This is a genomic window from Kiloniella antarctica, assembly GCF_042682825.1.
Classification (GTDB): domain Bacteria; phylum Pseudomonadota; class Alphaproteobacteria; order Kiloniellales; family Kiloniellaceae; genus Kiloniella; species Kiloniella antarctica.
This window is the reverse complement of sequence record NZ_JBHUII010000004.1, coordinates 440,515-463,561: the sequence shown is the minus strand read 5'-3', so window position 1 is coordinate 463,561 and position 23,047 is coordinate 440,515. Positions and strand designations below refer to the sequence as shown.

Genomic DNA, 23,047 nt, shown 5'->3' with positions numbered 1-23,047 from the left:
TAACTAAAACACCGTTTTTGTTGCGGGGATATCGGCGCTCGGCTTTGGTCTTTTTGCTATTCGCCCGGTGGTACACAGTTGGTTGATGGATATGACGCCGCCTCATATGGGCGGCACTGCAACGTCGGTTTTGTTCGGCGTACAATCGGCGATGACAATCTTTGCACCCATTATCGTTGGTGCTTTGGCAGATAGGTATGGTTTGATATCAGCATTTTATTTTCTGGGTGTGTCTTTGTTGATCGCGAACTTTCTTGTGCTTTTTATCCCGAAAAGAATTGGATAAGACGAACGCAACGAGGATATTTCAAGGCCCGGAACAGGGGCAAAAATAAACCTGCTGTATGCAGTATTATGTATGTATCTATCTATGTCGGTATTTTATTTGGTTGGGTAATCCGATTGGGTTATCGGGCCGGGTAATTTGGCCGGGTAATTTGGCCGGGTAATTTGATCGGGTAATTTAGTAGGACTTTTTCAATTCCCGCTTTTTTAACTGTGCTTCACGCAGGACGATGAACAGGCCGCTGCCGCAGATTACGGCGATGCCTGCCCAGGTTAAAAGGTCGGGGAAGTCACCAAAGATAAAATAGCCGATCAGGGTGCCCGAGATAATCTCGACATAGCCAAGCGGGGCGAGAATGGACGCGGGGGCTAGTGCGCAGGCCTTGGTTAGCAGGAAATGACCAAGGCCGGAACAAAGCCCAAGCGCGATCATCCATAACCAGCTATCGGCGGTGGGCACTGTCCAGTAAAACGGCACAAAGACAGACATCACCAAAGTGCCAACGATCCCGGTATAAAACAGGGTGACGATGGCGGGTGTTTCATGGGCGATGGACCTTGTCAGAACGATGTATCCGCCGTGTAAAATTCCGGCTGCAATGGCCAGCAGGGCGGGGGTGCTGATGTTACCTGCTTCGGGTTTGAGTACGAGGAGTACACCCAAAAACCCGACAACGACCGCGGCATATCTTCTTGGTCCGACTTTTTCTTTCAAGATCAGGCCAGACATCACGGTGATTGCCAGCGGATAGACAAACAAAAGCGCCAACGCATCGGCAATGGGTAAATAGGCGAGGGCCCAAAAAAACAAAAAATTGGAAGCTATGATCAAAAGACCGCGCAAACCTTGCCGCGTGGGGGACTTGGGGCGCAGGACTTCATGGCGATAACGCACCAAAATAAAGGGCAACAAAAGCACAGTCATAAAGACATAACGCGACCAAACAATCTGTGAAGTCGAATGATTTGTGCTGAGGTATTTGGCAATCCCATCCATTCCCGGCACGACGATCATTGCCAGAGCCATAAGACCCACGCCGAGATAAAGCCTGTTCCCAGAAGAATTCCCAGAAGAATTCCCAGAAGAATTCCTAGACAAACACTCAGAAGAACATTCGGAAAAACTTTTTGGCATCAGTGTTGATGATTGCTCGGATAGTTTTTTGGACTGGTTAGAGAGTAGAGGAGAACTCTTTTGCGCCTCAACATCCTCTTGCCGATTATTTGTCAAAAACTTTGGTCCGTTTGATCTCAAGACCTTCGTCAACCTTTGGCGGGACAAAATAAGCGGTGAGTTCATCGAACTGTTCGTCGGTGGGGTTGAATTCGTGCGAGCCAGCGGCATTGCGGGCGTGTAGGCGCTTTTTGCAAACGGCGTCGGATGCTTCGAGGTAGTGCAGACAGTTTTGTACGCCTGCGCGTGTTGAAATACCAAGCATCCACTGGCGAATATTTTGGGTGTTTGCTGGAAAGTCGAGGACAACGGAAAGCCCGGCCTGGAGCAATTGTTGGACGTGGTCTTCCATAATGCTGCGCAAACGCGATGAACAGCGGATGTAATCGGGAATTGTATTGATTTCATCGGGATACAAACGTGAAAGCCACGTGTCTTCATTGATCAAAATAACCTGTGGGTTCGCTGATAAATCTCTCGCCAAGGTCGATTTTCCCGCGGCGATTTTCCCACAGACAAGATGAAGCGTATTAGAGCTGTTTGTCATTTGATCTTTAATTCCCAGTAATTTGGAATTTCCATTAATTAAGCTTTTATCCTATCAGGAGGAGCTATGAGGTGTCTATTGGCTCTTTTGGGATAACATTGCTTTTATGTCATTATCTTGTAAGGGAAAAGTAGGGATACTACCCAAGATTTTGAAAATTCAACCTCTTGAAAATCAAACACTTGGAATGCGGATGTAATGTTCCTTGTCCAATTGTGAAAAATGATTGAAATTATTTGGCAGTAAAAAGGATAAAAATGCCCGTTTTAGTAGGTGTTCAGGGTGTTGGTACTGGGTGTCATTAGAGAGTGTATGATACTTTGATTTCGTCTTTTAAAAGTACTTTTTGGTGGAAGTGTTTGATTTACAGATGCTTTTGGGCAGTAAAAAAGTATTAAGCTTTTGAAGTTATTCTATATTTAGTGATCGGCATTGTAATTTAGATTTGCAGATAAATGCTCGTAAATTTAGCAGGTACGACACAAGTTCCGGTATTGATTAAGAATGTGTAGTTATTTTGGTATTTGTATTGAGTAGGATTAGGTCTTAATGAAGTTAAAGCATTTGTTGATTGCAGCATTTCTGTGCCTTTCGGTGGTACCGTTCTTTCTAAGTTTTCAATACTTCACCCAATATAATTCCAGCCAGTATCGACTTCAAGTCGAAGAAAAACTCGCTGCCGTTTCCCAGATTGCCAAAAAACGTGTTCTTGATGTGCTTGGAAGGGTACATGATAACACTGCCTTGATTGCCAGTCGGACACAAATGCGCGCCAGCCTGGACAGCTGGAATAAAACCCCGGAACTTAAACACAAAGAAAAAATCACTAAAATTTTGCGGGACGCAAAAGGTAATATGTCTCGTATCCAGGAAATTATTGTTTATGATCCGGATGGAAAAAGAGTCGCGTCAACAAATAACGACCTGAAACAATCAACCTTCATTGAGGTTCCCAAAGATGAGCATTCCATACGCTTGGTGAACAAGGACGATGTGGTTGTTGCCAGTATGTCTCGACTGGAATACGAAGGCAAAGTTGTTGGTTATATTTGCATTGAATTTACTGCGGCATTCTTGTTTGATTTGATTAAAGATCGTACCGGGCTTGGTGAAACAGGCGAATGGTTGATCGCTGTGCGGGCCGAAAATGGGGATGCCTTGTCTGCCGTTCCGCTTAAGTACGTTTCAGATGCGGCTTTTAAACTTCGTGTTTCCAAAGATAACCTTGCTACGCCGGTAACCCAGGCTCTTCTTGGTAATGAGCAGATTATGCGCAATGCCCCGGATTATGACGGCGAACCCGTTCTTGCTTCGACGCGTTATATTCCTGAGCTGGATTGGGGGCTGGTTGTTAAAATAAATGAAGCAGAAATCAACGCTAAAGTTGATGAAGCGAGCGGTTTTTTGATTTGGCTGGGTGTGTTTGTCGCGATTTTATCGATACTTGCCGGAATCGTGATGGCCTATTACATCGCCAAACCGATAGAGCGGCTAAAGCAGCAAACCAGTGACCTTGCCAAAGGGCAATTTAATATTGATCCGATCACAAAGGGGTGGCGGGAGGTTACGGAACTTTCAACGGCTTTTCAGGAAATGGCTGGGTCTTTACAGAATTTCAAAGATAATCTCAACCAACTGGTGTCTGATCGAACAGAAGATCTAAATGAAGCCAATCAGGATTTGGAAGAGAAAAACAGGGAACTGGATGTTGTTGCATCAAAAGCGCAATCAGCGAACCGGGTAAAGTCTGAATTTCTGGCGAGTATGAGCCATGAAATACGCACCCCCATGAACGGTATTATTGGCGCCACAGGCTTGATACTCGACACAGCTTTGAGTTCGAAACAGCAAAATTTTGCAGAAACCATTATGAAATCCGCCAATGCGTTGCTGAACTTGATCAATGACATTTTGGACTTTTCAAAGATCGAAGCAGGCAAGCTGGATCTGGAATTGATTTCTTTTGATATGCAAGAACTGATTGAGGATGTCGCAGAGTTGGTGGCGTCTAAATGTAAAGACAATGATATTGAGCTGTTGGTTAGCTTTTCTCCTGATCTGGATCGTTATGTCATTGGAGACCCTGGGCGTGTGAGGCAAATCCTTCTTAACCTGATCAGCAACTCAATCAAGTTCACTGAAGGCGGACACGTTTTCATAAGAGCCCGTTCTACCAAGTCAAAAAACGGGAGTGTGAACTTCGATTTTGAGATCAGAGACACTGGAATAGGAATTGCCCCGGATAAGCAGGCCCTGATTTTTGAAAAATTCTCTCAAGCGGATGCTTCTACAACCAGACAATTTGGCGGTACAGGTTTAGGACTGTCTATCTGTCAGGATCTTGTGAAATTGATGGGGGGAAGTATTGGGGTCGAAAGTAAGTTGGGTGAGGGCGCATGCTTTAGTTTTAATATCGCATTAAAACAAGCGGATAAGCCAACTGAATTATCCGACGATCTTAATGCACAGTCCGCAGAAACCCTCAATGGATTACGGTTGCTGGTGGTTGATGACAGCGAAATCTCTTTGGAGATCGTGGCTGAGCAACTCGACGGTTTGGGCATGGATATCCAATCTGTTGCCTCAGGTCCGGCGGCACTCGAAGCTTTGAAAAAGGCCGAAAGCATTAATAAACCCTTTGATCTGTTGCTGTCGGATTATTGCATGCCAGATATGGATGGTCATATGCTGGCGGAAGAAATACAAAAAGATAAAGAGATTAAAACCCCACAGATGACATTAATGTTGTCATCTCCTGAACGAGGCGACGGAAAACGTGTGTTGGACCTTGGCTTTCGGGGCTACCTAACCAAACCTATTTTCCCAGGGATTATAAAGGCAACGCTTTCGAAAGTCTGGAAAACAAGGGATGAAATGCAAGAAACGGCGTTAATTACGCGCCATAGCTTCCGGGAAAATCAACATAAATCTGAAAAACGTTTGAACTTTAAAGGCGTTCAAATCCTGCTGGTTGAGGACAATCCGATCAATCAGATGATTGCCACTAAAATGTTGGAACGTTATGAATGTTCGGTCACTCCGGCGGGTAATGGTAAGGAGGCGGTTGAGCAGTTCAAACAGCGACGGTTTGATTTGATTTTGATGGATTGTTATATGCCAGAAATGGATGGGTTCCTCGCGACCAAGGAAATCCGTAACATTCAAGAGAAAATGAAATACAAACATACCCCAATTGTTGCTTTTACTGCCAATGCAATGGCAAAAGATCGCAAGCAATGCCTTGATGCTGGGATGGATGACTTTATCTCAAAGCCAGTTCAGGTTAAAGAGCTTGAGAAGGTCTTGGGTACCTGGTTGGTGAAAGAGGATGCGGAGGACGACGTTGAACTCATCGATTATTCCGAACTGGAAGATCTGGAAAACAAAATTGGTGATAAATTAATCCCGATTGTCGAGTGCTTTATCCAATTTGCCGAACAGACATCGCCTAAGTTACAACAGGCTTTTGACGCCGATGATGAGAACGCCGTGAAGTTCGCAGCCCATTCCTTTAAGCCTATATGCCATGAACTCGGTGCTGTATCTTTGGGGCGTTTAGCTCATCAAATGGAACTTCTGGCTGATAAGGGAGAGCTTGATAATGCGAGGTTGATGTTGCCGGAGTTCTTGTTGACGAGTGAAAAAGTTTCTGAGTTGATGCGTAATTACATCGAAGAGCATTATAATCGACCAAAAAACAAAATCGCTTAAGGTAATTTTGGAACCCAGACCTTGGAGGCCACAACACAATTAAGACAGTGTGGCACTTTTGGGTGAGTTTTCAGGGAATGTTAAGCCCTGATACTCGAAATGTTGACAGATCAAAGCCCCAGGATTATTCGGGCATCATCGGACGTCGCAAGGGTCCCGCCGAGGTGGTCGATGATATCAGCGGCCTTTTCTACAAGTTGGGCATTATCGCGGCAGAGTTCCCCTTTGCGGATTTGCAGGTTGTCTTCCATCCCAACACGCACATGGCCGCCAAGCAGGAATGATTGTGCCAGAATTGGAAATTCGTGACGGCCAATGCCAAAGGCGGCCCAGACCGCGTCCTTGGGCAGTTGGGAGACCAGATACATCAGGCTTTGCGGGTTGGGCAGGATGCCATAGCGTACACCCATCACGATCTGCATCATCACCGGGCCTTTGATAATGCCTTTGTTCAGAAAATCCAGTGCCATGTTAAGATCGCCAACATCGAACAGCTCTATCTCGGGCTTGGTGTCTGCGGCGTAGATGCGCCCGGCCATGATCTCGACATTGCGCGGCGTGTTGATCACTACTGCTTCGCCGGACCACATGGTATTGAAGTCGAGGGTACAGATTTCGGGTTTGAGCTTTTCTACGTGGGCCACGCGCAGTTCTGGTGGGCAAAGGGTGCTGCTCTTGGCTGCGATCCTCGGTTGATCATCAGAGGGCACAAAGCGACCGCCTTCGCCCGTGGTCAGGTTCAAGATCACATCAGAGTTCTTTTGCCGGATCAGGCCGACCATTTCTTCGTAGAGGTCAAAATCCATCGACCCTTTGCCCGTTTGTGGATCACGCACATGCAAATGCACAATCGCTGCCCCGGCCGCCGCCGCACCAAGCGCTGCATCTGCAATCTGCTTGGGCGTAATGGGCAACCCCGGGTGCTGCTCTGGCTTGGTCAGGTTACCCGTAACGGCACAGGTCAGAATGGTCTTTTTAACGGCTTTGGGCATAATGAAGGCTCTGATGTTTGGAAGGTGATTTCTATATCAAAGGAATACTTTGACCCAACATGTAAAACAAAACAAGGAGGCGGAGGAATACATCCCTGTATTGATTTCTGACAGCTGTAATGAGAGCGCATAATTTTGCGATCAAGGCCTTGTGATTACCAGAATTTCTCACTGTCCTTACTCTCACTGTCCGTAGCGGGTCATAATGGATCGCCATTCTTTTGAGTTTTTAAGGTAAGAGATCTGGGATTGCAGGTAGGCATGAAGATCTGCGTCGCCTTTGGTGAGAAAATGTCTTTGGAACCGACTGTGAGGGTCGCTTGAAAAATGTATTCGCCCCGCTAGTTTTCGTTTGGCCAAAAGGTATTTGGCGATGGGGGTGGGCATAATACCTGCGTCAACTTTCTCCACAAACACCATGCGCATGGTTTCCCAATAATTTGATGTGTTTATGCGTGTAATACTGCCGTCTTTAACTAGGGCATCTAAACTTACCCACATCGCGCCTTCCTGCCCGGCAACGGTTCGTCCTTTGAGGGAGTTTGGCCCTGTGTATTCAATTGGGTTTTTAGGAGACGAAATGATGCTGTTACTGTCTTCCTGATAGCCTGTAGTCCAAAGGTATTTAGTTTTGTTGGTGTCATTAAACCAGGTGGGGTTAACCCAGGGAATGACAATTTTTGGATCTTGATCTAGCCGTTTGTTAAGCTCTAATCTGGAAAGCGGTGTTACCTTAAAATTATAACGGCCTTTTGAATGTTCACTCAATAAGTCAGCAAGCTCATATGTAAGGCCAAGCCTTTTTTGAGGTCTGACAATAAAAGGCTCTCCTATATGATAGGTCAGAAAGGGGATGATCTGTTCTGATGTTGATTTCAGAGTTGCATTTTGGGGTGCTGAGGGTTCTTCTGCCCATAAAGTAGAGGGAATTAAAGGCAAAATCAGAACAAGCACACAAGCATATAGAGTTCTAAAGGGGCTTGTTTTGGCTAAATTAGGCTTGATATTCATTATGGAAAGGCCTCACCTTTCTATTTTATATCAACACTTTGAACGTTTTAAACTATTTCTTGGCCATAATTTTACAGAACCGGAATTAAGGAATTCATAAGCTAAGCTTTTCACGGAAAATAATCAGATTTTGACAAGCTTTGAAAGTGCCAATGATGTAGTGTTCTGATCTGAAAACGTCGAGGCTCCATAATGTGGAGATTTAAGGCATTTGTTGAAGGGAATTATGAAGTCATGAGCAATAAACCAGACATTAAAACAACACCCGGAATTCGAAAAACAAGCGGCCGTGGAAGGTTATTCGACAGCATTTTGGATACGGTTGGTGATACGCCCTGCATCCGGATTAACAATCTCGCACCAGAAGGTATGGCAGAAGGGGTGCGGATTTATGTGAAAGCCGAATTCTTTAACCCGGCAAGTTCGGTTAAGGATCGCTTGGCCCTGAATATTATCGAAGCCGCAGAGCGTGATGGCAGCTTGAAGCCCGGCCAAACAGTGGTTGAAGCCACCAGTGGTAATACCGGGATCGGTTTGGCGATGGTGTGCGCGCAAAAGGGCTATCCGCTTGTTGTGACGATGGCTGATAGTTTTTCGATTGAGCGCCGTAAATTGATGCGGGTCTTTGGTGCCAAGGTGGTTTTGACGCCGCGGGCGGAAAAAGGCTTTGGCATGTATAAAAAGGCTGTTGAGCTGGCCGAAGCAAACGGCTGGTTTTTAGCCCGCCAGTTTGAAACCGATGCCAATGCCGATATTCACGAAAATACCACGGCACAAGAAATCATGGCTGATTTTGAGGGTGAAAGGTTGGATTACTTTGTCAGCGGTTATGGTACTGGTGGCACCATCACGGGTGTTTCGCGTGTGTTGCGTAAACAAAGACCCGAAACAAAAATCATTATGACGGAGCCGGCCAATGCCCCGTTGATTGGTAGCGGCACCCCTCAAGAACGCGATGCAAAAGGATCTCCAGCAGTTAGTCATAGCGCGTTTCAACCTCATCCCATCCAAGGTTGGACACCAGACTTTATCCCCCACGTATTGCAGGAAAACCTGGATAACAACGGCTACGACGACCTGATGCCAATTACCGGACCAGACAGCATTGCCTGGGCACAAAAGCTGGCCCAAAAAGAAGGCATTTTAACGGGCATTTCTGGTGGCGCAACCTTTGGTACCGCCATGGCCGTTGCCCAAAACGCCGCCCCCGGATCGGTTATCCTCTGCATGCTGCCCGACACCGGTGAGCGCTACATGACAACCCCAATGTTCGAGAGCATTATCGACGACATGGACGCAGAAGAAATCGCGCTTTCCAAATCAACACCCGGCTTTCAAATGAGCTGATATCTCCATGGCACAGCGCTTTAACCAAAAGCGCTGTGCCTATTGGCTGATATCGGTTTAGGTGGGAACTCTTCAAAACGAAAGTTGAGTTTTGTCGGTTGATCCGTCCACTATTGTGCGAAAATGAAATGGGACCTGAATGCCGTGTCGAGGGCCTGTCTGGCCATCGTTGTTGCTTCATCCGGGGCTTTGTTAAATTGAACTTGATAATACTCGGCGAGTGCTGCTTGTGCCTTTGGGTATTGGGTATAAATTTTGTTGTAGAGGCGTTGGTAGCTCTTGCCTCTTTTCGCCCAATTTTTTAATGCAGTATCAACCTGCTCTCGTGTATTATATGGCTCTGTGTTTATAAGGGCCCACGGCCTTTGTATCATGTTGGCTAAAACGTGTGTTATCTTTCCGCGTAATCTTGCGGTTGACTGTAACGTGCCTTCGTTATCGCCATCTCCGAGTGTCTCATCCAGATAATTTACCAAGTTTTTTACCGCAAAGGGCAGGAGGTCAGAGATTGTTTTCTTTTCGGATTTGAAATGGATTGAGCATCGTTCTTTGGCACCATCTTGTGCAACGGATAACACTGACCAAGCACCCAGAAAGACATAAGGGTTCCCGACATCTAACGCCCACACTTCCTTATTATCTTCTGCCTGTATCATCAAAGGCGGGGTCCACTGTTCCTCAGCGAGGGGGGTGAATTTTCTTTCTGCAGGACTGCGGCTGTATCCATCGAGAAAGGAGGTCGGGGAAATGTTTTCAGGGATGGCAAATAGAGTGTATTGATCGCCTCTCCATCCGAAGGCATCTTCGTTTATTACATAGCGCAAGCCATGGGTTGTTTCCGTCTGCCAATAGATACTACGTGTGAAATTTCCATCCTCATTACTTTTAGGGATTTTTTGAAAAATTGACGTATCAGCAATAAGGGCGTCGCCACCAGATAAATCCAGCCCCATTGGGCCAAGGGCGAGGTTGCTTTTTATACTTGCCGGAATGGTAAGTGAGTTATGAAGATAAAAGCTGTTGGAATTGTATTTTTGCGTCGCAATTTCGAAGGCATGTGCACAGATTTCATGAGAAGAGTTTTTATTAAGTTGTGGCCAGGTAACAGCTTCCGCCAAGGTGATTTGTGGCAATGTAATAAGAGTTACAATAGGGGGAAGTGTTTTAAGGATCTTACTAATCGTATGTATGAAATGGTTCATGACATTTATCTCAATTTAAATCGCCAAGCGTCAGCTGAGCTCATTTGTGGGCAGGCATTGATAAGGCTGAATGTTTAGACGGTATGCTTTTTCTATGATCGGCTATTCAAATGCCTCAATTTGTTCGCGTGCGAATTTGTGGTTTTGCTTTTCTTTTCTGATCGCGAAATAGAGCCAAAAAAAGTCGATGGTTAGCCAGATGGTTTGGATGAGAAATATAAATCCAATTGTTGCAAATAGCTTTTCGAGATGGGGATCAGCATCGACTATTCCTTGTTCAGGATCCTGCTGAAAGCTGTAGTAGATTGCATAAATTAGTACCCCGAAATTTACCATAAGAACCAGAAATTGAAGGATACCCACTTTTACTCTGTCGAGATAAAAACGATGACCGCCAAAGAAGCCCATGAAAAGCCAAAGGGCATAGGCAACCGTAAATGATTTATCGCTAAAAGCTTTAAAGGGAGGGGGCATTATAGCTAATCTCAAGGCGGACAGGAGGAAAAGACGATCTTCTATTTATCGACTATAAATTGTGATTGCGTCTGACGAAAGAAAAACATCTTCCTTGGTGGTGCGATTGTGGTGTAATATTGCATCGTATAAATGTTGAAAGCTCATAACATGCCAAGACAAAGCATTACCTTTACAGATCCCAACAGTGAATGGCTGAGAACGAAGGTTGATGTTGAGGGCGAATATTCGAGCAACAGCGAAGTTGTCAACGATCAGATCCGTAAAGCCCGGGTAAACGAGCAGGCTGAAATCAACGCGGTCCGGGCTGCGCTGCGTGTCGGAGAGGAAAGTGGTATTAGTAATAAAACGCTCAAAGATATCATCAAGGCCGTGATGGAGCGACAAGCCAAATAATGGCGGGGTATAAGCTAACCGAAGCTGCCGCAATCGATTTTGAAGTAATCCTTGAATACGGGATAACGACATTTGGTCTGGAGCGGTCCCTGAAATATCAAAGGGCATGATCCGCCGATTTCTTGAACTGTGTGAACAACCGGAACTCTATCCCGTCGTTGAGCAGATCGACAAAAACTATCGCCGCAGCGTTTATGGTTCGCACTCAATCTATTATCGTGCTCTTGAGGGCGAGATTATCATCACCCGTATCCTTGGCCGTCAGGATCTTGCGAAAGCGTTTTGATCGTATTCTCACCCCGCAACCTGACCCAACAACCAGTCTTTCAAGGCTTTACTCGCCTTGCTTAAGGGGCGGTTTTTGGGGTGGACGAGGTAATAGCTTTTGGGGGAAGACAGGCGGAGGTCGAAGGGTTCAACCAACTCGCCGTTTTGTGCTTCTGGACAGGTTAGTATTTCATTACTCAGGGTTAACCCTTGGCCGCGGCGGGCGGCGTCAATGGCGAGCAGGGCTTGGTCGAAGTGCATGCGGGGGATGGCATCCTGTTGCGTCTTGGGCAGGGTGGTAAACTGCTCCAGCCATTCTTCCCAGTGATGGTGCATGCTGGTGTTGAGCAGAGTGGCCCCGGCAACATCTTCGGGTTTGTTTAAGGGGTGTTGTTTCAAATAATCCGGAGAACAGAACAGCCGCACTTCATCCGCATACATCAGCTGACTTTCAAGGCTCGGATCATGACCGTCATAATGACGAATGGCGAGATCTGCGGGCTCGTGGTGAAAATCCACAGGGATCAGGGTGGCGTTGATATGAACTTCAATATTGGGATGCTTGCTGACAAAACCTGCCAATCTTGGGCCGAGCCACTTCGCTGCAAGGGTTGGCGACAACGACAGCTGCACGCTATTTGAGGTTTGTTCTTTGTAACAGGCGCTGGCTTGGGAAATTTGTTCGAGGGCAGGAGCAATGGCGCTATAATATCCTTTGCCTTGATCTGTGACCTGAAGCTGACGCGCCTGCCGGATAAACAGCGGGTAGCCGAGCCATTCCTCCAGTTTTTTTACCTGTTGAGACACAGCACCCGGCGTAATAGAAAGTTCTCGTGCGGCTTCTTTAAACGACGCATGACGCACGGAAGCCTCAAAAGCGACCAGAGCACGTAAGGGGGGCATTGATTTACGCATGTGACACCGTGTTTTTGTAATCGTTGTGATAGTTTCTGGCTTTGTCTTCGCGATAGTTTTGTGATCTATTCATTGATAGCTAGCTGACTGTTTTCAGTCTAACGTGGAAGATCAGTAGTAACAAATGAAATAGGTTTTCTATTCTATAGGCGCGTTAAAATCGTTTGTGAATAAAGTAAGATCGGCTTACATGCTACTGACTTAATTAACACAGGAACCTAATCATGTCCCTTGCGTCAGTAAAATCATCTAAGTTCTTTCACAGCAGCACATTTTTGATTGTGACGGCCTGTTTACTGCTGATGTTCTCTTTTGGTTATCGCTCTGGTTTTGGATTGTTTCTCTCTCCGATTAGTGAAGACAACGGCTGGTCGCGCGATATCATGTCTTTTTCTCTCGCCTTACAAAATCTGGTCTGGGGCGTGGTTGCTGTCTTTGCGGGCGGTCTGGCTGACCGTTATGGTAATGTGCGTGTCGTCCTTGGTGGTGTGGTGCTTTATAGCCTTGGCATGTATCTCATGTCGGTCACCGACAGCATCTGGATGTTACATACATCAGCAGGATTGATCGTTGGCTCTGGTATTGCGGGAACGGCCTATGGCATCGTCCTGCCCGCCATGGCCCGCGCTGTTGGTGAAGAGCGCAGACAATGGGCACTGGGCCTCGGTACCGCGGCAGGTTCCATGGGGCAGTTCCTAGTGGTACCGATTTCGTTTCAGTTGATGGATAGCTATGGCTGGGTCATGGCGCTTCAGATTATGGCAGCGTCGGGCATTATCATGGCATTACTGGCAATTCCTCTAGCCCCTTATTCGGGGGCACATGATACTTCGGTTAAAGGACCAACTCAGGGCGTGTGGGATGCCTTGAAAGAAGCCATGCGCCATCACTCATTTTTATTGCTGGTTGCGGGGTTTTACGTCTGTGGGTTCCAGCTCGCCTTTGTCACCGTTCACATGCCTGCCTATCTGGTTGATCTCGGTTTCGGGCCAGAGGTCGGGGCCTGGGCCATTGCCCTTATTGGCCTGTGTAACGTGGTGGGGTCATACCTTTCGGGGTATCTTTCAGGACGGTTTCCCAAGCGTGAGGCGTTGGTGGTAATCTATGTCGCGCGCGCCATTGCAACCACAGTATTCTTGCTGTTACCGATCACCCTGACGTCAGTGTTGATTTTCAGTGCCGTGCTTGGCTTTTTCTGGCTCGCCACCGTGCCGCCGACTTCAGGTCTTGTCGCGGTGATGTTTGGCACCCGTTATATGGCCATGCTCTATGGTATTGTCTTCCTGGGCCATCAGCTCGGTAGTTTCACAGGTGTCTGGCTCGGTGGTTATCTCTATGAAGCTACAGGCTCTTACGACCCCGTCTGGTGGATCTCCGTCCTACTCGCCCTGCTGGCAGCCCTCGCCCACTGGCCCATCAAAGAACGCCCGGTTGCGAGATTGCAGGGAGTGTAGGTGGGCGAAGTCATTAAACCGGAAGGGAAGCTCCCTTCCGGGCCATCCTGTTAATCGAGTTTCTTGGCTTCAGTTTTTATGAGAGATCAAGAGGGTTATTTTCTACAAGTATTAGATTTTCCTGACCTCTATCAAGTTGCATTGCTTCCATAGCTTTGACGATCACTATTTTTTGTTCTGAGGTAATCGATATATCATCTTCAAGTAAGGCATCAACTAAGGTTTCCATGCCTAATCCCCATTCATTGTATTTATAGATATAATCATGAATAGTTTCTTTTATATCTTTAGGTAAAAGGTGTTCAGTCTGTTCATAGATTTGTTTGGAAATCTTACTGTTTCTATGACGGTCCATTATTTTGAAAATTATTTTGTTCATTGGAATAAAACTCAAGGGCCGATAGAGTGAAACATAAATGGAGATATTTAGAAAAATCAATAAATTAGATTGTTGTATCTCTGAATTTGAAAAATGCGACATAAGCACGGTGCCGGGGGCACATTAAGTTATTTTCTCGTCAACAAATATGCCAAATTATCATACTCCGTTGCTAATAGCAGGTAAGTATCGTGCCATCCATTTGAAAGGGCTATTTCTTGTATAGGTCCTGCAATCGTAAAGAGAATTATTGCGTATTCTGGCAGAGGATTGTTCGCGGGCTTTAAGAGATGAGAAATTGTCTCGTCAACCAGCCTTTTGATCTCAACAGGATCTTCATCTGGCCAGCCTTGAGCTGTTGATCGTGATAAAAGCTCTTTTGTTGTTGCTAAAATAGTTATGAGCTTTTGTTTATCTGACCAGCGATCTTCAAGCGTTAAATTGCTTAACCAATCCATATTAGATGCCTATTGAAATCAAACTATCTATTGGAATAACAATAGCTTTTGGAGATAAGGTTTTCAAGGAAAGAGGTGACGCAGCGCTTTAAGGCCTTTTGTTGCCTTGCTTTGTGACGCTGGATTATATGTTGTGATCCTTGACACCTCTATTGCTCTATCGCAGTGTCTCACACTTGTTGGGTAAGTATTGAGGGTGATTTTATATCCCTGTAATCCTATCCCAATTAAAGCCTGAAATTGAAAATGTTTAGATTTCAAGGCGACTATTGTGATGTGAATGGCTGAATTGTCGCATCACTCTTGTTTATCAAATATATAGTGTAAACTAGCTGCTTATGACACAGAGTACTGAGACTTTGTATGCTTGAAGTTACCTTTAGAACGACAGCGGTTGAACGGGCGTATAAATACTGGCTTAGTAAGCGCCCCCCGGAAAAAGGCACACCGGGAAACGGCTCCACAGATGAGTGTCAGTCGTCGGGTGGGGGAGCCGGGCTATTGCCTTCGCGTGCCTTAATTGACCCCATTGAGATGCGTGCTTTTCTCCCCAATGTTTTACTGTTGGATGTGCAAAGAGAGCCGCTGGATTTTCGTTTTCGTGTGGTTGGGACCAGTGTGACCCCGTTGCTTAACCGTGATTATACATCGGAATGGATGAGCAACATCGACAACCTGAAAGCACCAGGTAAAGTCTGGACAAACTGTAGTTCTGCGGTTGAGTTCGGAGAGCCTGTTTATGCCTGTACGCCCTATACGGGGCCCAAACGGGGTATTTTGGATGTTGAGGATCTCATCCTTCCACTCGCGGCTGATGGTCGTACGGTTGATATGCTGATGATCATTTTGGCGGGAACCAAGAAAGAAGTGACACCGAAAGTGTAGTTTTTGGAGTAAGTGACTTTAATAATTGAATTTTCCAATAAAAAATCATAATTCTGTGCAAAGTAGCTCTGTTACGGGGGCAATCTGGACCGAGCAAATCGCCACCACGTATGTCGAAAATACGGTGAGCATGCCATTAATCGGCTGACTGCAGCGCGGGCAGGGCTTAACCAGGATGATCGTGTGTTGGATATCGGGTGCGGCAGCGGCTCCGTCTTACGGGCTGCGGCAGAATTTGCAACCAAAGGGGACTTGATCGGCGTTGACCCAACGCCAGCAATGATTAGGATTTCACAAACTGAAAGCGCCGACCATCCGGATTTCGCCCGCATGCGGTTGTTGCTTGGTGGGGCCGAAGCGTTGCCGTTGCCGGATAATCGGGTAACGGTTTGTTGGGCGATCAAACATTGCACCATTGGCAGGATATTGCGTTGGGCTTGGCAGAAACTCATCGGGGTTTAACCTCCGATGGACGTTTTATTCTTGTTGAAGAGATCTTTGAAAAAGGCCACGGTCTGGCGCTGGATGAGATACAAGAACATTTGATTGACGCTGGTTTTAAGGTCGTGAACTCAAGCCTTCAATACGCAGACGGTGCGCAAATGCACATGGTTGTGGCACGTAATAATAAAGAGAACTGAGTATGAATTTCACAGCAACCCTTATCGGGTTTTGACATAATATTTTGGTTTGTGCTTGTCATGGTGAGGAATCTTTTATTTTAAACATGTTTCTGTTTATTTGCAGAAACTTATTTAAAAGCAGGAGCTTACATGTTGCATGTGTCTGTAGCTGCTCGTATGCTTCGAGTGTAATAATTTTGGGTACACAATAATTCTGGCAATTGAGATGATATAATGGACGACAACAAATTATACGAAGACTTTATGTTGGTCAGTGTTAATACCGATAGGCTTGGCCACATAATTGATGGTGCTTCTCTGGCAGATACAACGGGTTATTTTTTAGAGTTTGGGGTTTATAAAGGAAGGACTCTCAACCATATTGCCGGTAAATTTCCTTCTTTAAAAATTTGGGGATTTGATTCTTTTGACGGTCTGCCTGAACCATGGGTTCGGTCTTATGACAAAACAAATGTGACACCACAAAAATGGTTTGCTCTAGACGAATTGCCCGTGGTTGCCTCTAATGTGGAGCTTGTTGTGGGGTTGTATGAGAGTTCTCTTCCTGCATGGTTAAGTGAACACGATGGCAACGTTTCATTTCTTCATGTTGATTGCGACCTTTATTCCTCGACTAAAGAAATTTTGAACAATTTAAATGACCGTATCGTTCCGGGAACGATCATTGTTTTTGATGAATTATTCGACTGGCCAGAAGCTGGATATGAAAGCTGGAGAGAATGTGAGTGGAAAGCATTGATTGAATGGATGGCTGAATATGGCCGCGATGTTGAACCCTTGTGTCGAACGGATACAGGACAAGCCTCATTAACGGTCATTAAATAAATTATTAGTGTTACTTTCCTCAAATTCAAGTTTGCTACGCAGCTGTTAGGAGTCAAGGTTTTCCGGTAATGTCTAAGCCAGTTACATATTCGAAAAATAATGACCCAAAGAATAATGACCCAAGAAAGGCTGGTGAGGTAAACGCAATCTCATCGTGTGCGTTTACCACTCGTAGAATTGCAGTTAAGGCGTGGGGTTTTACATCTGTGCATCTTGAGACTGTGCAAGATGTAAAACTGGAAGCGGAATTGTTGGAGCTGTTGACCCCGGCAGTGACCATGTTTTTACCTGAACCGTTACAGCTTTCACAAAAAACAGATCGCATTGCTTCTTGGATCATTGCACGCAACAGTGAAAGCACTGTTCTTGAAGCTCGTGATAAATCAACACACGCGTTGTTGGGGGTGCTTATTCTTGCTGTGACTGACGATGCAGACTGCCCTTTGGAAATAAGGCTGGGTTATTTACTCCGAGAAAAGAGTTGGGGCAGGGGCATTGCAAGTGAATTGCTCAAGGGTTTGGTGGCGTGGTGTAGGGAAAATCATCTCCCCGTCCATTTTCTTGGTGGTGTTGAGAGGGGAAACCCGGCTTCGGCATCTGTATTGATTAAAACAGGTTTCAAAAGATCGAACACGTTGTCTTCTGAGAAAACGGATATTTTTGAGTTAAGTCTTGGAGCAAAATTACTCTAATTATACTGTCCTTGATGTCTTTATTTCTGGTCAGTTTATAATGGATGCTTGTCACCAGTTGCTTATGCGCTGATCGCTCAGTAGGATCCGGTGATGATAAATTCAAATGATAATACAGATCTTATTCAAAGTTTTCGAAGCGTCGTCGGGCGCCGGTATGTTCTGAGCGATCCGAAAAAGACGGAGCGTTTTCGCAAGGGCTTTCGCTCTGGTCAGGGTGAGGCCATTGCTGTGGTGCGCCCAGGTACTTTGTTGGAACAATGGCAGGTCCTCAAAGCCTGTGTTGCCGCGGATAAGATCGTCATTATGCAGGCCGCCAATACGGGGTTGACCGAAGGCTCAACGCCAAAAGGAATTTATGACCGGGATGTGGTGCTGATTAACACCAATCGAATGAAGCAAATCCAGATACTGGATGAAGGTAAACAGGTGATCAGCTTTCCGGGCTCAACCCTTTTTGATCTCGAAAAATTACTCTTCCCCTTAAAACGTTTACCGCATTCGGTAATTGGATCATCTTGTATTGGGGCGTCCATCGTCGGTGGTGTGTGTAATAACTCGGGTGGTTCCTTGATAGAACGTGGGCCTTCTTATAGTGAGCTTTCTCTCTTTGCGCAGATTGGCAAAGGCGGCCAGTTGGAACTGGTCAACCATCTGGGCGTGAAGTTGGGCCAAGGGCCGGAAGATATTCTCACTAATCTGGAATGTGGGAACTATACTTCTTCGGATATTCTTGAAACCAACAATAAGGCCTCAGACAGCGAATACCACGAGCGGGTGCGCGAGATTGATGCCGACACGCCTGCACGGTTTAATGCAGATAAGCGCAGGTTGTATGAGGCCAGTGGCTGTGCTGGGAAATTGGCGGTCTTTGCGGTGCGGTTGGATACCTATCCCCGCTATGAGAGCGAGCAAACCTTTTACATCGGCACCAATGATGCCAACGAGCTGACCGAGATCCGTAGGTCTATTCTGGAAAGTTTTGAAAACTTGCCTGTGTCTGCTGAATATATGCATCAGGAAATTTATGATATTTCCGAGCGGTACGGCAAAGATACGTTGATGATGATTAATGCTTTGGGGACGGATCGCCTGCCGACTTTTTTTGCCCTTAAGGGTGCGATTGATGCCCGGTTGAGCAAGGTTAAGTTCCTTCCCAAAAACCTGACGGACAAGTTTATGCAGCTTGTTGGGCGGTGTTGGCCCAATGTATTACCCAAGCGTATGCGCACCTTTCGTCAAAGGTTCGAGCATCATCTGATCTTGAAAATGCGTGACCAAGGAGCACAAGAAGCCAAAGATTTCCTGACGGATTTTTTTGCCAAAAACAGCGGTGATTTTTTTGACTGTACTTCACGCGAAGGCAAAATTGCCGGACTGCACCGTTTTGTTGCCGCCGGGGCCGCGATCCGTTTTCAGGCTGTACATGCGAGCGAAGTCGAGGATATTCTCGCGCTTGATATTGCGTTGCGCCGTAATGACCGTAATTGGTTTGAAAAGCTCCCTAAAGAGATTGAAGACAAGCTGGTTCACCGGCTCTATTACGGTCACTTTATGTGTCATGTTCTGCATCAGGATTACATCGTCAAAAAGGGCGTGGATGTTACCAGTCTAAAGGCGGACATGCTGGCTATTTTGGATCAACGCGGTGCAGAGTATCCAGCCGAGCATAACGTTGGTCATATTTATAAGGCCAAACCTGATCTGGCTAATTTCTATAAATCCATCGACCCCACTAACAGCTTTAACCCGGGCATAGGGAAAACTTCACGTAACAAAGATTATCGTGAATAATAGGTTTTGTACTTATGATGTGGTTGCTCATCTTAATATAAATGTAATTTTAGTACATTTTTTGAGAAGTATAATTCAGCGCATTCACTTTGCCAAAAGAGAAGCTGAATTATAAATCGGAAATATCATTGGGCCCTAATGAAGTCGTATTTCTCATAACAGAGAAGTTGAAAAAGGCGTAAGAATCGCGATATTAAATTACACTTATGTCCCGTAAAATAATGAAAACTAACAATATTTAGCTTATTGTTGAAATTTTTTTAAGTTTCTATGATGTTATACAAAATCAAAATTTGATGGCTATCTAATTGATTTTTAAGTTGTATATACTTTATGAGATAGATGGGGTGTTCTCGTGTCGGTTTCTAAGGAAGGGTGCTGAGTATTCTGTGCGTTTATTTTTAATGACTCTTTAAGAAAATAACCGTAATTTTCCTACACTCGGTCTCCCGGGGAACCTAAAAGTGAACTTCTTTTTACTTAAATAAATTAATTTGCAGTATGAATTTGCATTATGTATGGGATTGAGTTGGGTATCGTTCATTAGAAATATCGTGTGGTTTTGATGACGACTTTAGGATGTGGGGACAGAGTACAAAACTGGATGACATCGTTTCGGTTTACCGAACAAATTTAGACCTGAATGCAAAATGTATAAGTACTTTCGGTCTGATTGAGTACGGGATCTGCTTTGAAAATCGGACGTGTCGTAAGGGGGACGTTTAAGTTGTCCAGTTTTAAGGATTCAAAGGTACTTCCTTAAAGGGGGGATCTAGCCAACGTGGAAACCGATCATGGGACGGGGAGTTTTTACCTGAACCGTTGAAATACCTGCGGGAGAAAACTTTCTGGTTTTTTACTGCGATGTCAGGCTAAACAGAGTTTTACGCAAGAACTTTAGGGTGGGGGACGTAAAATTAGTTTGGCAGCGTTGTGTTCTGCATCGCAAATGCGGGTGTCGGGGTAAGTACAGATCTTAATGATGGTCCAGGTAGTGACTTTGGTCTAGAGGAGCGCAGGTAATACCTAAGGGGGTATAAGCGTTCTGCCTTTGAATTTTGTTACGTAGTTTTACTGTTGAAAAGAAAGCGAGTGCCCGCAATAGCTAAGCCGCGACAAAGGCCGGCGGGGCAGAGATGCCCATTCTTTTGAGATAACACTATCTTATTACAAACCCTATTTTTGAATAGCCCTCAGCCCACTACGATGCCGGATGTTCGCTTTGCTTCGTCTTGCAGCCAATGGATAAAAGAGCTTAATGATTTTCTCGGAGGATGGTATTTGGAAGGGTAAACGATGTAATAAGGCCAGTCAGAGATTTGTTTTTCTGAAAAGGGTTGAATCAGAGTGCCTCTATGAATTTCCTCGCTAATCAATACCGACCGCCCAAGCATAAAACCTTCACCGTTAACGGCGGCCTGAATGGTAAGGTTGCTGTCACTAAAGGATTGGCTTGGTTCCAAGCTTGATGAGGGGGGGAGGCCTTCTCTGTTAAACCAGATTTGCCAATTCAAGTTGGTGTTTTCGTGGTCAAAGGTATCGTCAGCTAACAACCTGCAGTTTCCAATGTTCTTCAAATCGATACGATTATTTGCCCAATAAGTAGGACTGCACGCAGGAGAAACATATTCATCAAACAATTTTTTTGAGTGACAGCCTTGATAATTGTTGCCTTTTAAGTGTTGCGGACCAGACCTTATTGATAATGAAAAATTATCTCGGGAGAAATCAACAAGATTAACCGAGGCTTCAACCATAACCCTGCACCCTGGATGGTGTAAGGAGAAGGCGGGTAGTCGGCTAATCAACCACCTTGAGGCTAATGATGGCAGGATGCTTAGCCTGATTTCACTTTCGTTAGGAATGTTTTTTCTATGAGAAACTTCTTGCTCCAGTTTATCAAAAACCAAATTTATTTGCTGGGAAAAGCGGATACCGTCTGGGGTCAGTGTTGTTTTGTTTGATGTCCTTTGCAGGAACTTAATGCCCATCCAGCCTTCCAGTATTGTGATTTGTTGACTTACAGCTGATGAACTGACGCAGAGCTCTACAGCTGCTTGTGCCAAACTTCCATTTCGTGCGACAGCATCAAAAGCTCGAAGGGAATTTAAGGGAGGCAGTTTTCTCATGTCTTGCTCTGTTCGTGTTTGGTGTAAGCTATGAACGATGTGCTTAGCTGAAAGTGTCTTAATTAGCTGCATAATTGGGTGTTATGTCAAGAAATGTCAAAAATATAGCATAAGAAAATCAAAATCTATAATGCTTCGTTTTTAAATATTATTTCTAATAATATAATAATTACAACTATTTATATTTAATGCTAAAATATAGCATAAGAAAAACTTAGCCTATAGTTATTATTAAATGGGGACTGTTTACGACAAAGGCGTGTTATATTTATATCCTGTTTTATTGATGGTAGGAATGATGAATGTCTATGATAAAAGCAATTGGCGTCCGAGAAGCTTTGCCCGTAAATCACGAAGATTGCTTCGTTGAGGTGGAACTCAAAACACCAGAAGCTACAGGCCGTGACCTGTTAGTTCGAATTAGAGGTATTTCAGTTAATCCTGTTGATTGTAAACAAAGACAAATGATCGAGGGACCTTTGAAAGAACCTCGTATTCTTGGTTGGGATGTTTGCGGTGAAATCGTGGCTGTAGGATCTGATGTCGAAAATTTTACTGTCGGAGAGCAGGTTATCTATGCGGGTGATATCACGCGTCCAGGATGTTATGCGCAAATGCAGTTGGTTGACGAAAGGTTGGTTGGTCCAAAACCAGAAACCATTACCGAAGAAGAAGCTGCATCATTGCCGTTAACTGCTCTTGCAGCTTGGGAAGCTTTATTTGATCGTCTTGATGTTGATAAAACGAATAGTCGTGATGGCAAGGCAATCCTGATTATTGGTGGTAGTGGAGGCTTGGGCTCTATGGCAGTGCAGCTTGCACGGAAACTGACCAATTGCACGGTGATCACAACTGCATCTCGCGCCGAAAGCAAGGAATGGTGCTTGAAGATGGGAGCGCATCATGTTCTTGATCACTCCAAGCCATTGCCGGAGCAAATGACTAAGATCGGGTTTGAAACTGTTCCCTATATCCTCAATTGTAATAACAATGTGCCTTATTGGGAAGCGATGAGTGAAATGGTATCCCCCGAAGGATCAATCTGTTTGGTTGCGAGTACCAAAGCCAAGCTTGATCTGGATATCTTTATGAAAAAGAGCGTACGTATTAGCTGGGAACTGATGTTCACAAGATCCATTTTTTCGACCAAAACAATGGCCAACCAAGGTGATATCTTGAGCCGCGTTTCTAAATTGGTGGATACTGGTGTGCTTACCCATACGAAAACAATGAGCCTGGGGGAAATGACAACACATAGTCTCGCTGCAGCGCATGCTCAGGTGGAGAGCGGGAAGATGATCGGAAAGCTATCTCTTGGTGGTATTTCTGATTAAGTAAAAAGCGATTATCCTCAGGGTTTGTCGGTCAACCTTGGGGATAGCCGTGATCATTTTATCATATAGTACGGGCAAATCATGGATTTTCGTATTTGGATTACTTACGTGTGCACGCGTTAATGCTTATGG

General features: G+C 45.3%; 22 protein-coding genes and 1 pseudogene. 13 read left to right on the top strand and 10 right to left on the bottom strand.

The features are described from left to right. Positions 1-25: 25 nt before the first annotated feature. A pseudogene (locus ACFSKO_RS09165) lies at positions 26-286 on the top strand (MFS transporter); the annotation flags it as partial. Positions 287-463: 177 nt separating this feature from the next. Here the strand turns inward: ACFSKO_RS09165 and ACFSKO_RS09160 are convergent. Together ACFSKO_RS09160 and ACFSKO_RS09155 are read right to left on the bottom strand one after the other, a co-directional pair. Further along, positions 464-1,516, bottom strand: a complete 1,053-nt coding sequence (locus ACFSKO_RS09160; RefSeq protein WP_380250717.1) for a DMT family transporter — start codon at positions 1,514-1,516, stop codon at positions 464-466. Further along, a complete protein-coding gene (locus ACFSKO_RS09155) occupies positions 1,506-2,006 on the bottom strand; it encodes a P-loop nucleotide/nucleoside kinase family protein (RefSeq protein WP_380250715.1) in 501 nt (166 codons plus the stop codon). Before ACFSKO_RS09155 ends, ACFSKO_RS09160 begins: the two co-directional genes overlap by 11 nt. 549 nt (positions 2,007-2,555) lie before the next feature. On the opposite strand from ACFSKO_RS09155, the gene ACFSKO_RS09150 reads away from it, so the two are divergent. Then, positions 2,556-5,717, top strand: coding sequence for a response regulator (locus ACFSKO_RS09150; protein ID WP_380250713.1), 3,162 nt, complete (start codon positions 2,556-2,558; stop codon positions 5,715-5,717). Positions 5,718-5,827: 110 nt separating this feature from the next. Here the strand turns inward: ACFSKO_RS09150 and ACFSKO_RS09145 are convergent, their stop codons facing one another. Together ACFSKO_RS09145 and ACFSKO_RS09140 are read right to left on the bottom strand one after the other, a co-directional pair. After that, entirely contained in the window at positions 5,828-6,709 is an 882-nt protein-coding gene (locus ACFSKO_RS09145; RefSeq protein ID WP_380250711.1) for a beta-keto acid cleavage family enzyme, read from the bottom strand. 183 nt (positions 6,710-6,892) lie between these two features. Beyond that, on the bottom strand, positions 6,893-7,720 hold the full coding sequence (locus tag ACFSKO_RS09140) for a substrate-binding periplasmic protein (RefSeq protein ID WP_380250709.1): 828 nt from the start codon (positions 7,718-7,720) through the stop codon (positions 6,893-6,895). Positions 7,721-7,954: 234 nt separating this feature from the next. Between ACFSKO_RS09140 and cysK the strand changes: the two genes are divergently transcribed. After that, entirely contained in the window at positions 7,955-9,067 is a 1,113-nt protein-coding gene (gene cysK, locus ACFSKO_RS09135; RefSeq protein WP_380250707.1) for a cysteine synthase A, read from the top strand. A gap of 110 nt (positions 9,068-9,177) precedes the next feature. Here the strand turns inward: cysK and ACFSKO_RS09130 are convergent, their stop codons facing one another. Continuing rightward, positions 9,178-10,269 (bottom strand): hypothetical protein, encoded by a 1,092-nt coding sequence (locus tag ACFSKO_RS09130; RefSeq protein ID WP_380250705.1) that lies wholly within the window; start codon positions 10,267-10,269, stop codon positions 9,178-9,180. A gap of 102 nt (positions 10,270-10,371) precedes the next feature. Then, positions 10,372-10,743 (bottom strand): NINE protein, encoded by a 372-nt coding sequence (locus ACFSKO_RS09125; protein WP_380250703.1) that lies wholly within the window; start codon positions 10,741-10,743, stop codon positions 10,372-10,374. 150 nt (positions 10,744-10,893) lie between these two features. Here ACFSKO_RS09125 and ACFSKO_RS09120 point away from each other — a divergent pair, with 150 nt between their 5' ends. Both ACFSKO_RS09120 and ACFSKO_RS09115 read left to right on the top strand, forming a co-directional pair. After that, positions 10,894-11,139 carry a ribbon-helix-helix domain-containing protein gene (locus ACFSKO_RS09120; RefSeq protein WP_380250701.1) on the top strand — a complete coding sequence of 82 codons (246 nt, stop codon included), beginning with the start codon at positions 10,894-10,896 and terminating at the stop codon, positions 11,137-11,139. A 106-nt stretch (positions 11,140-11,245) separates the two neighbouring features. After that, positions 11,246-11,425, top strand: a complete 180-nt coding sequence (locus tag ACFSKO_RS09115) for a type II toxin-antitoxin system RelE/ParE family toxin (protein WP_380250699.1) — start codon at positions 11,246-11,248, stop codon at positions 11,423-11,425. Between the two features lie 8 nt (positions 11,426-11,433). On the opposite strand, the gene ACFSKO_RS09110 is transcribed toward ACFSKO_RS09115, so the two are convergent. After that, positions 11,434-12,309, bottom strand: a complete 876-nt coding sequence (locus ACFSKO_RS09110; RefSeq protein WP_380250697.1) for a LysR substrate-binding domain-containing protein — start codon at positions 12,307-12,309, stop codon at positions 11,434-11,436. 236 nt (positions 12,310-12,545) lie between these two features. Here ACFSKO_RS09110 and ACFSKO_RS09105 point away from each other — a divergent pair, with 236 nt between their 5' ends. Beyond that, entirely contained in the window at positions 12,546-13,775 is a 1,230-nt protein-coding gene (locus tag ACFSKO_RS09105; RefSeq protein WP_380250695.1) for an MFS transporter, read from the top strand. Between the two features lie 76 nt (positions 13,776-13,851). Here the strand turns inward: ACFSKO_RS09105 and ACFSKO_RS09100 are convergent, their stop codons facing one another. Further along, positions 13,852-14,256 (bottom strand): MafI family immunity protein, encoded by a 405-nt coding sequence (locus ACFSKO_RS09100; protein WP_380250693.1) that lies wholly within the window; start codon positions 14,254-14,256, stop codon positions 13,852-13,854. A 26-nt stretch (positions 14,257-14,282) separates the two neighbouring features. Then, positions 14,283-14,612 carry a hypothetical protein gene (locus ACFSKO_RS09095; protein WP_380250691.1) on the bottom strand — a complete coding sequence of 110 codons (330 nt, stop codon included), beginning with the start codon at positions 14,610-14,612 and terminating at the stop codon, positions 14,283-14,285. Positions 14,613-14,975: 363 nt separating this feature from the next. Between ACFSKO_RS09095 and ACFSKO_RS09090 the strand changes: the two genes are divergently transcribed. The 6 genes from ACFSKO_RS09090 to dld all read left to right on the top strand — a co-directional run bounded on the left by ACFSKO_RS09090 (position 14,976) and on the right by dld (position 19,452). Beyond that, positions 14,976-15,497 (top strand): PAS domain-containing protein, encoded by a 522-nt coding sequence (locus ACFSKO_RS09090; RefSeq protein ID WP_380250689.1) that lies wholly within the window; start codon positions 14,976-14,978, stop codon positions 15,495-15,497. 84 nt (positions 15,498-15,581) lie between these two features. Beyond that, positions 15,582-15,959 (top strand): class I SAM-dependent methyltransferase, encoded by a 378-nt coding sequence (locus ACFSKO_RS09085; protein ID WP_380252251.1) that lies wholly within the window; start codon positions 15,582-15,584, stop codon positions 15,957-15,959. Continuing rightward, positions 15,935-16,138, top strand: a complete 204-nt coding sequence (locus tag ACFSKO_RS09080; RefSeq protein WP_380250687.1) for a hypothetical protein — start codon at positions 15,935-15,937, stop codon at positions 16,136-16,138. The genes ACFSKO_RS09085 and ACFSKO_RS09080 overlap by 25 nt, the downstream gene beginning before the upstream one ends. A 216-nt stretch (positions 16,139-16,354) precedes the next feature. Beyond that, positions 16,355-16,966 (top strand): TylF/MycF/NovP-related O-methyltransferase, encoded by a 612-nt coding sequence (locus tag ACFSKO_RS09075; RefSeq protein ID WP_380250685.1) that lies wholly within the window; start codon positions 16,355-16,357, stop codon positions 16,964-16,966. A 68-nt stretch (positions 16,967-17,034) separates the two neighbouring features. Continuing rightward, the gene (locus ACFSKO_RS09070) at positions 17,035-17,658 is read left to right on the top strand and encodes a GNAT family N-acetyltransferase (protein ID WP_380250683.1); all 624 of its coding nucleotides are present in this window, start codon (positions 17,035-17,037) and stop codon (positions 17,656-17,658) included. Positions 17,659-17,751: 93 nt separating this feature from the next. Next, on the top strand, positions 17,752-19,452 hold the full coding sequence (gene dld / locus ACFSKO_RS09065; protein WP_380250681.1) for a D-lactate dehydrogenase: 1,701 nt from the start codon (positions 17,752-17,754) through the stop codon (positions 19,450-19,452). 1,193 nt (positions 19,453-20,645) lie between these two features. Here the strand turns inward: dld and ACFSKO_RS09060 are convergent. Then, a complete protein-coding gene (locus ACFSKO_RS09060) occupies positions 20,646-21,581 on the bottom strand; it encodes a LysR substrate-binding domain-containing protein (protein WP_380250679.1) in 936 nt (311 codons plus the stop codon). Between the two features lie 302 nt (positions 21,582-21,883). Between ACFSKO_RS09060 and ACFSKO_RS09055 the strand changes: the two genes are divergently transcribed. After that, entirely contained in the window at positions 21,884-22,915 is a 1,032-nt protein-coding gene (locus ACFSKO_RS09055) for a zinc-binding alcohol dehydrogenase family protein (RefSeq protein ID WP_380250677.1), read from the top strand. The last annotated feature ends 132 nt before the right edge of the window (positions 22,916-23,047 follow it).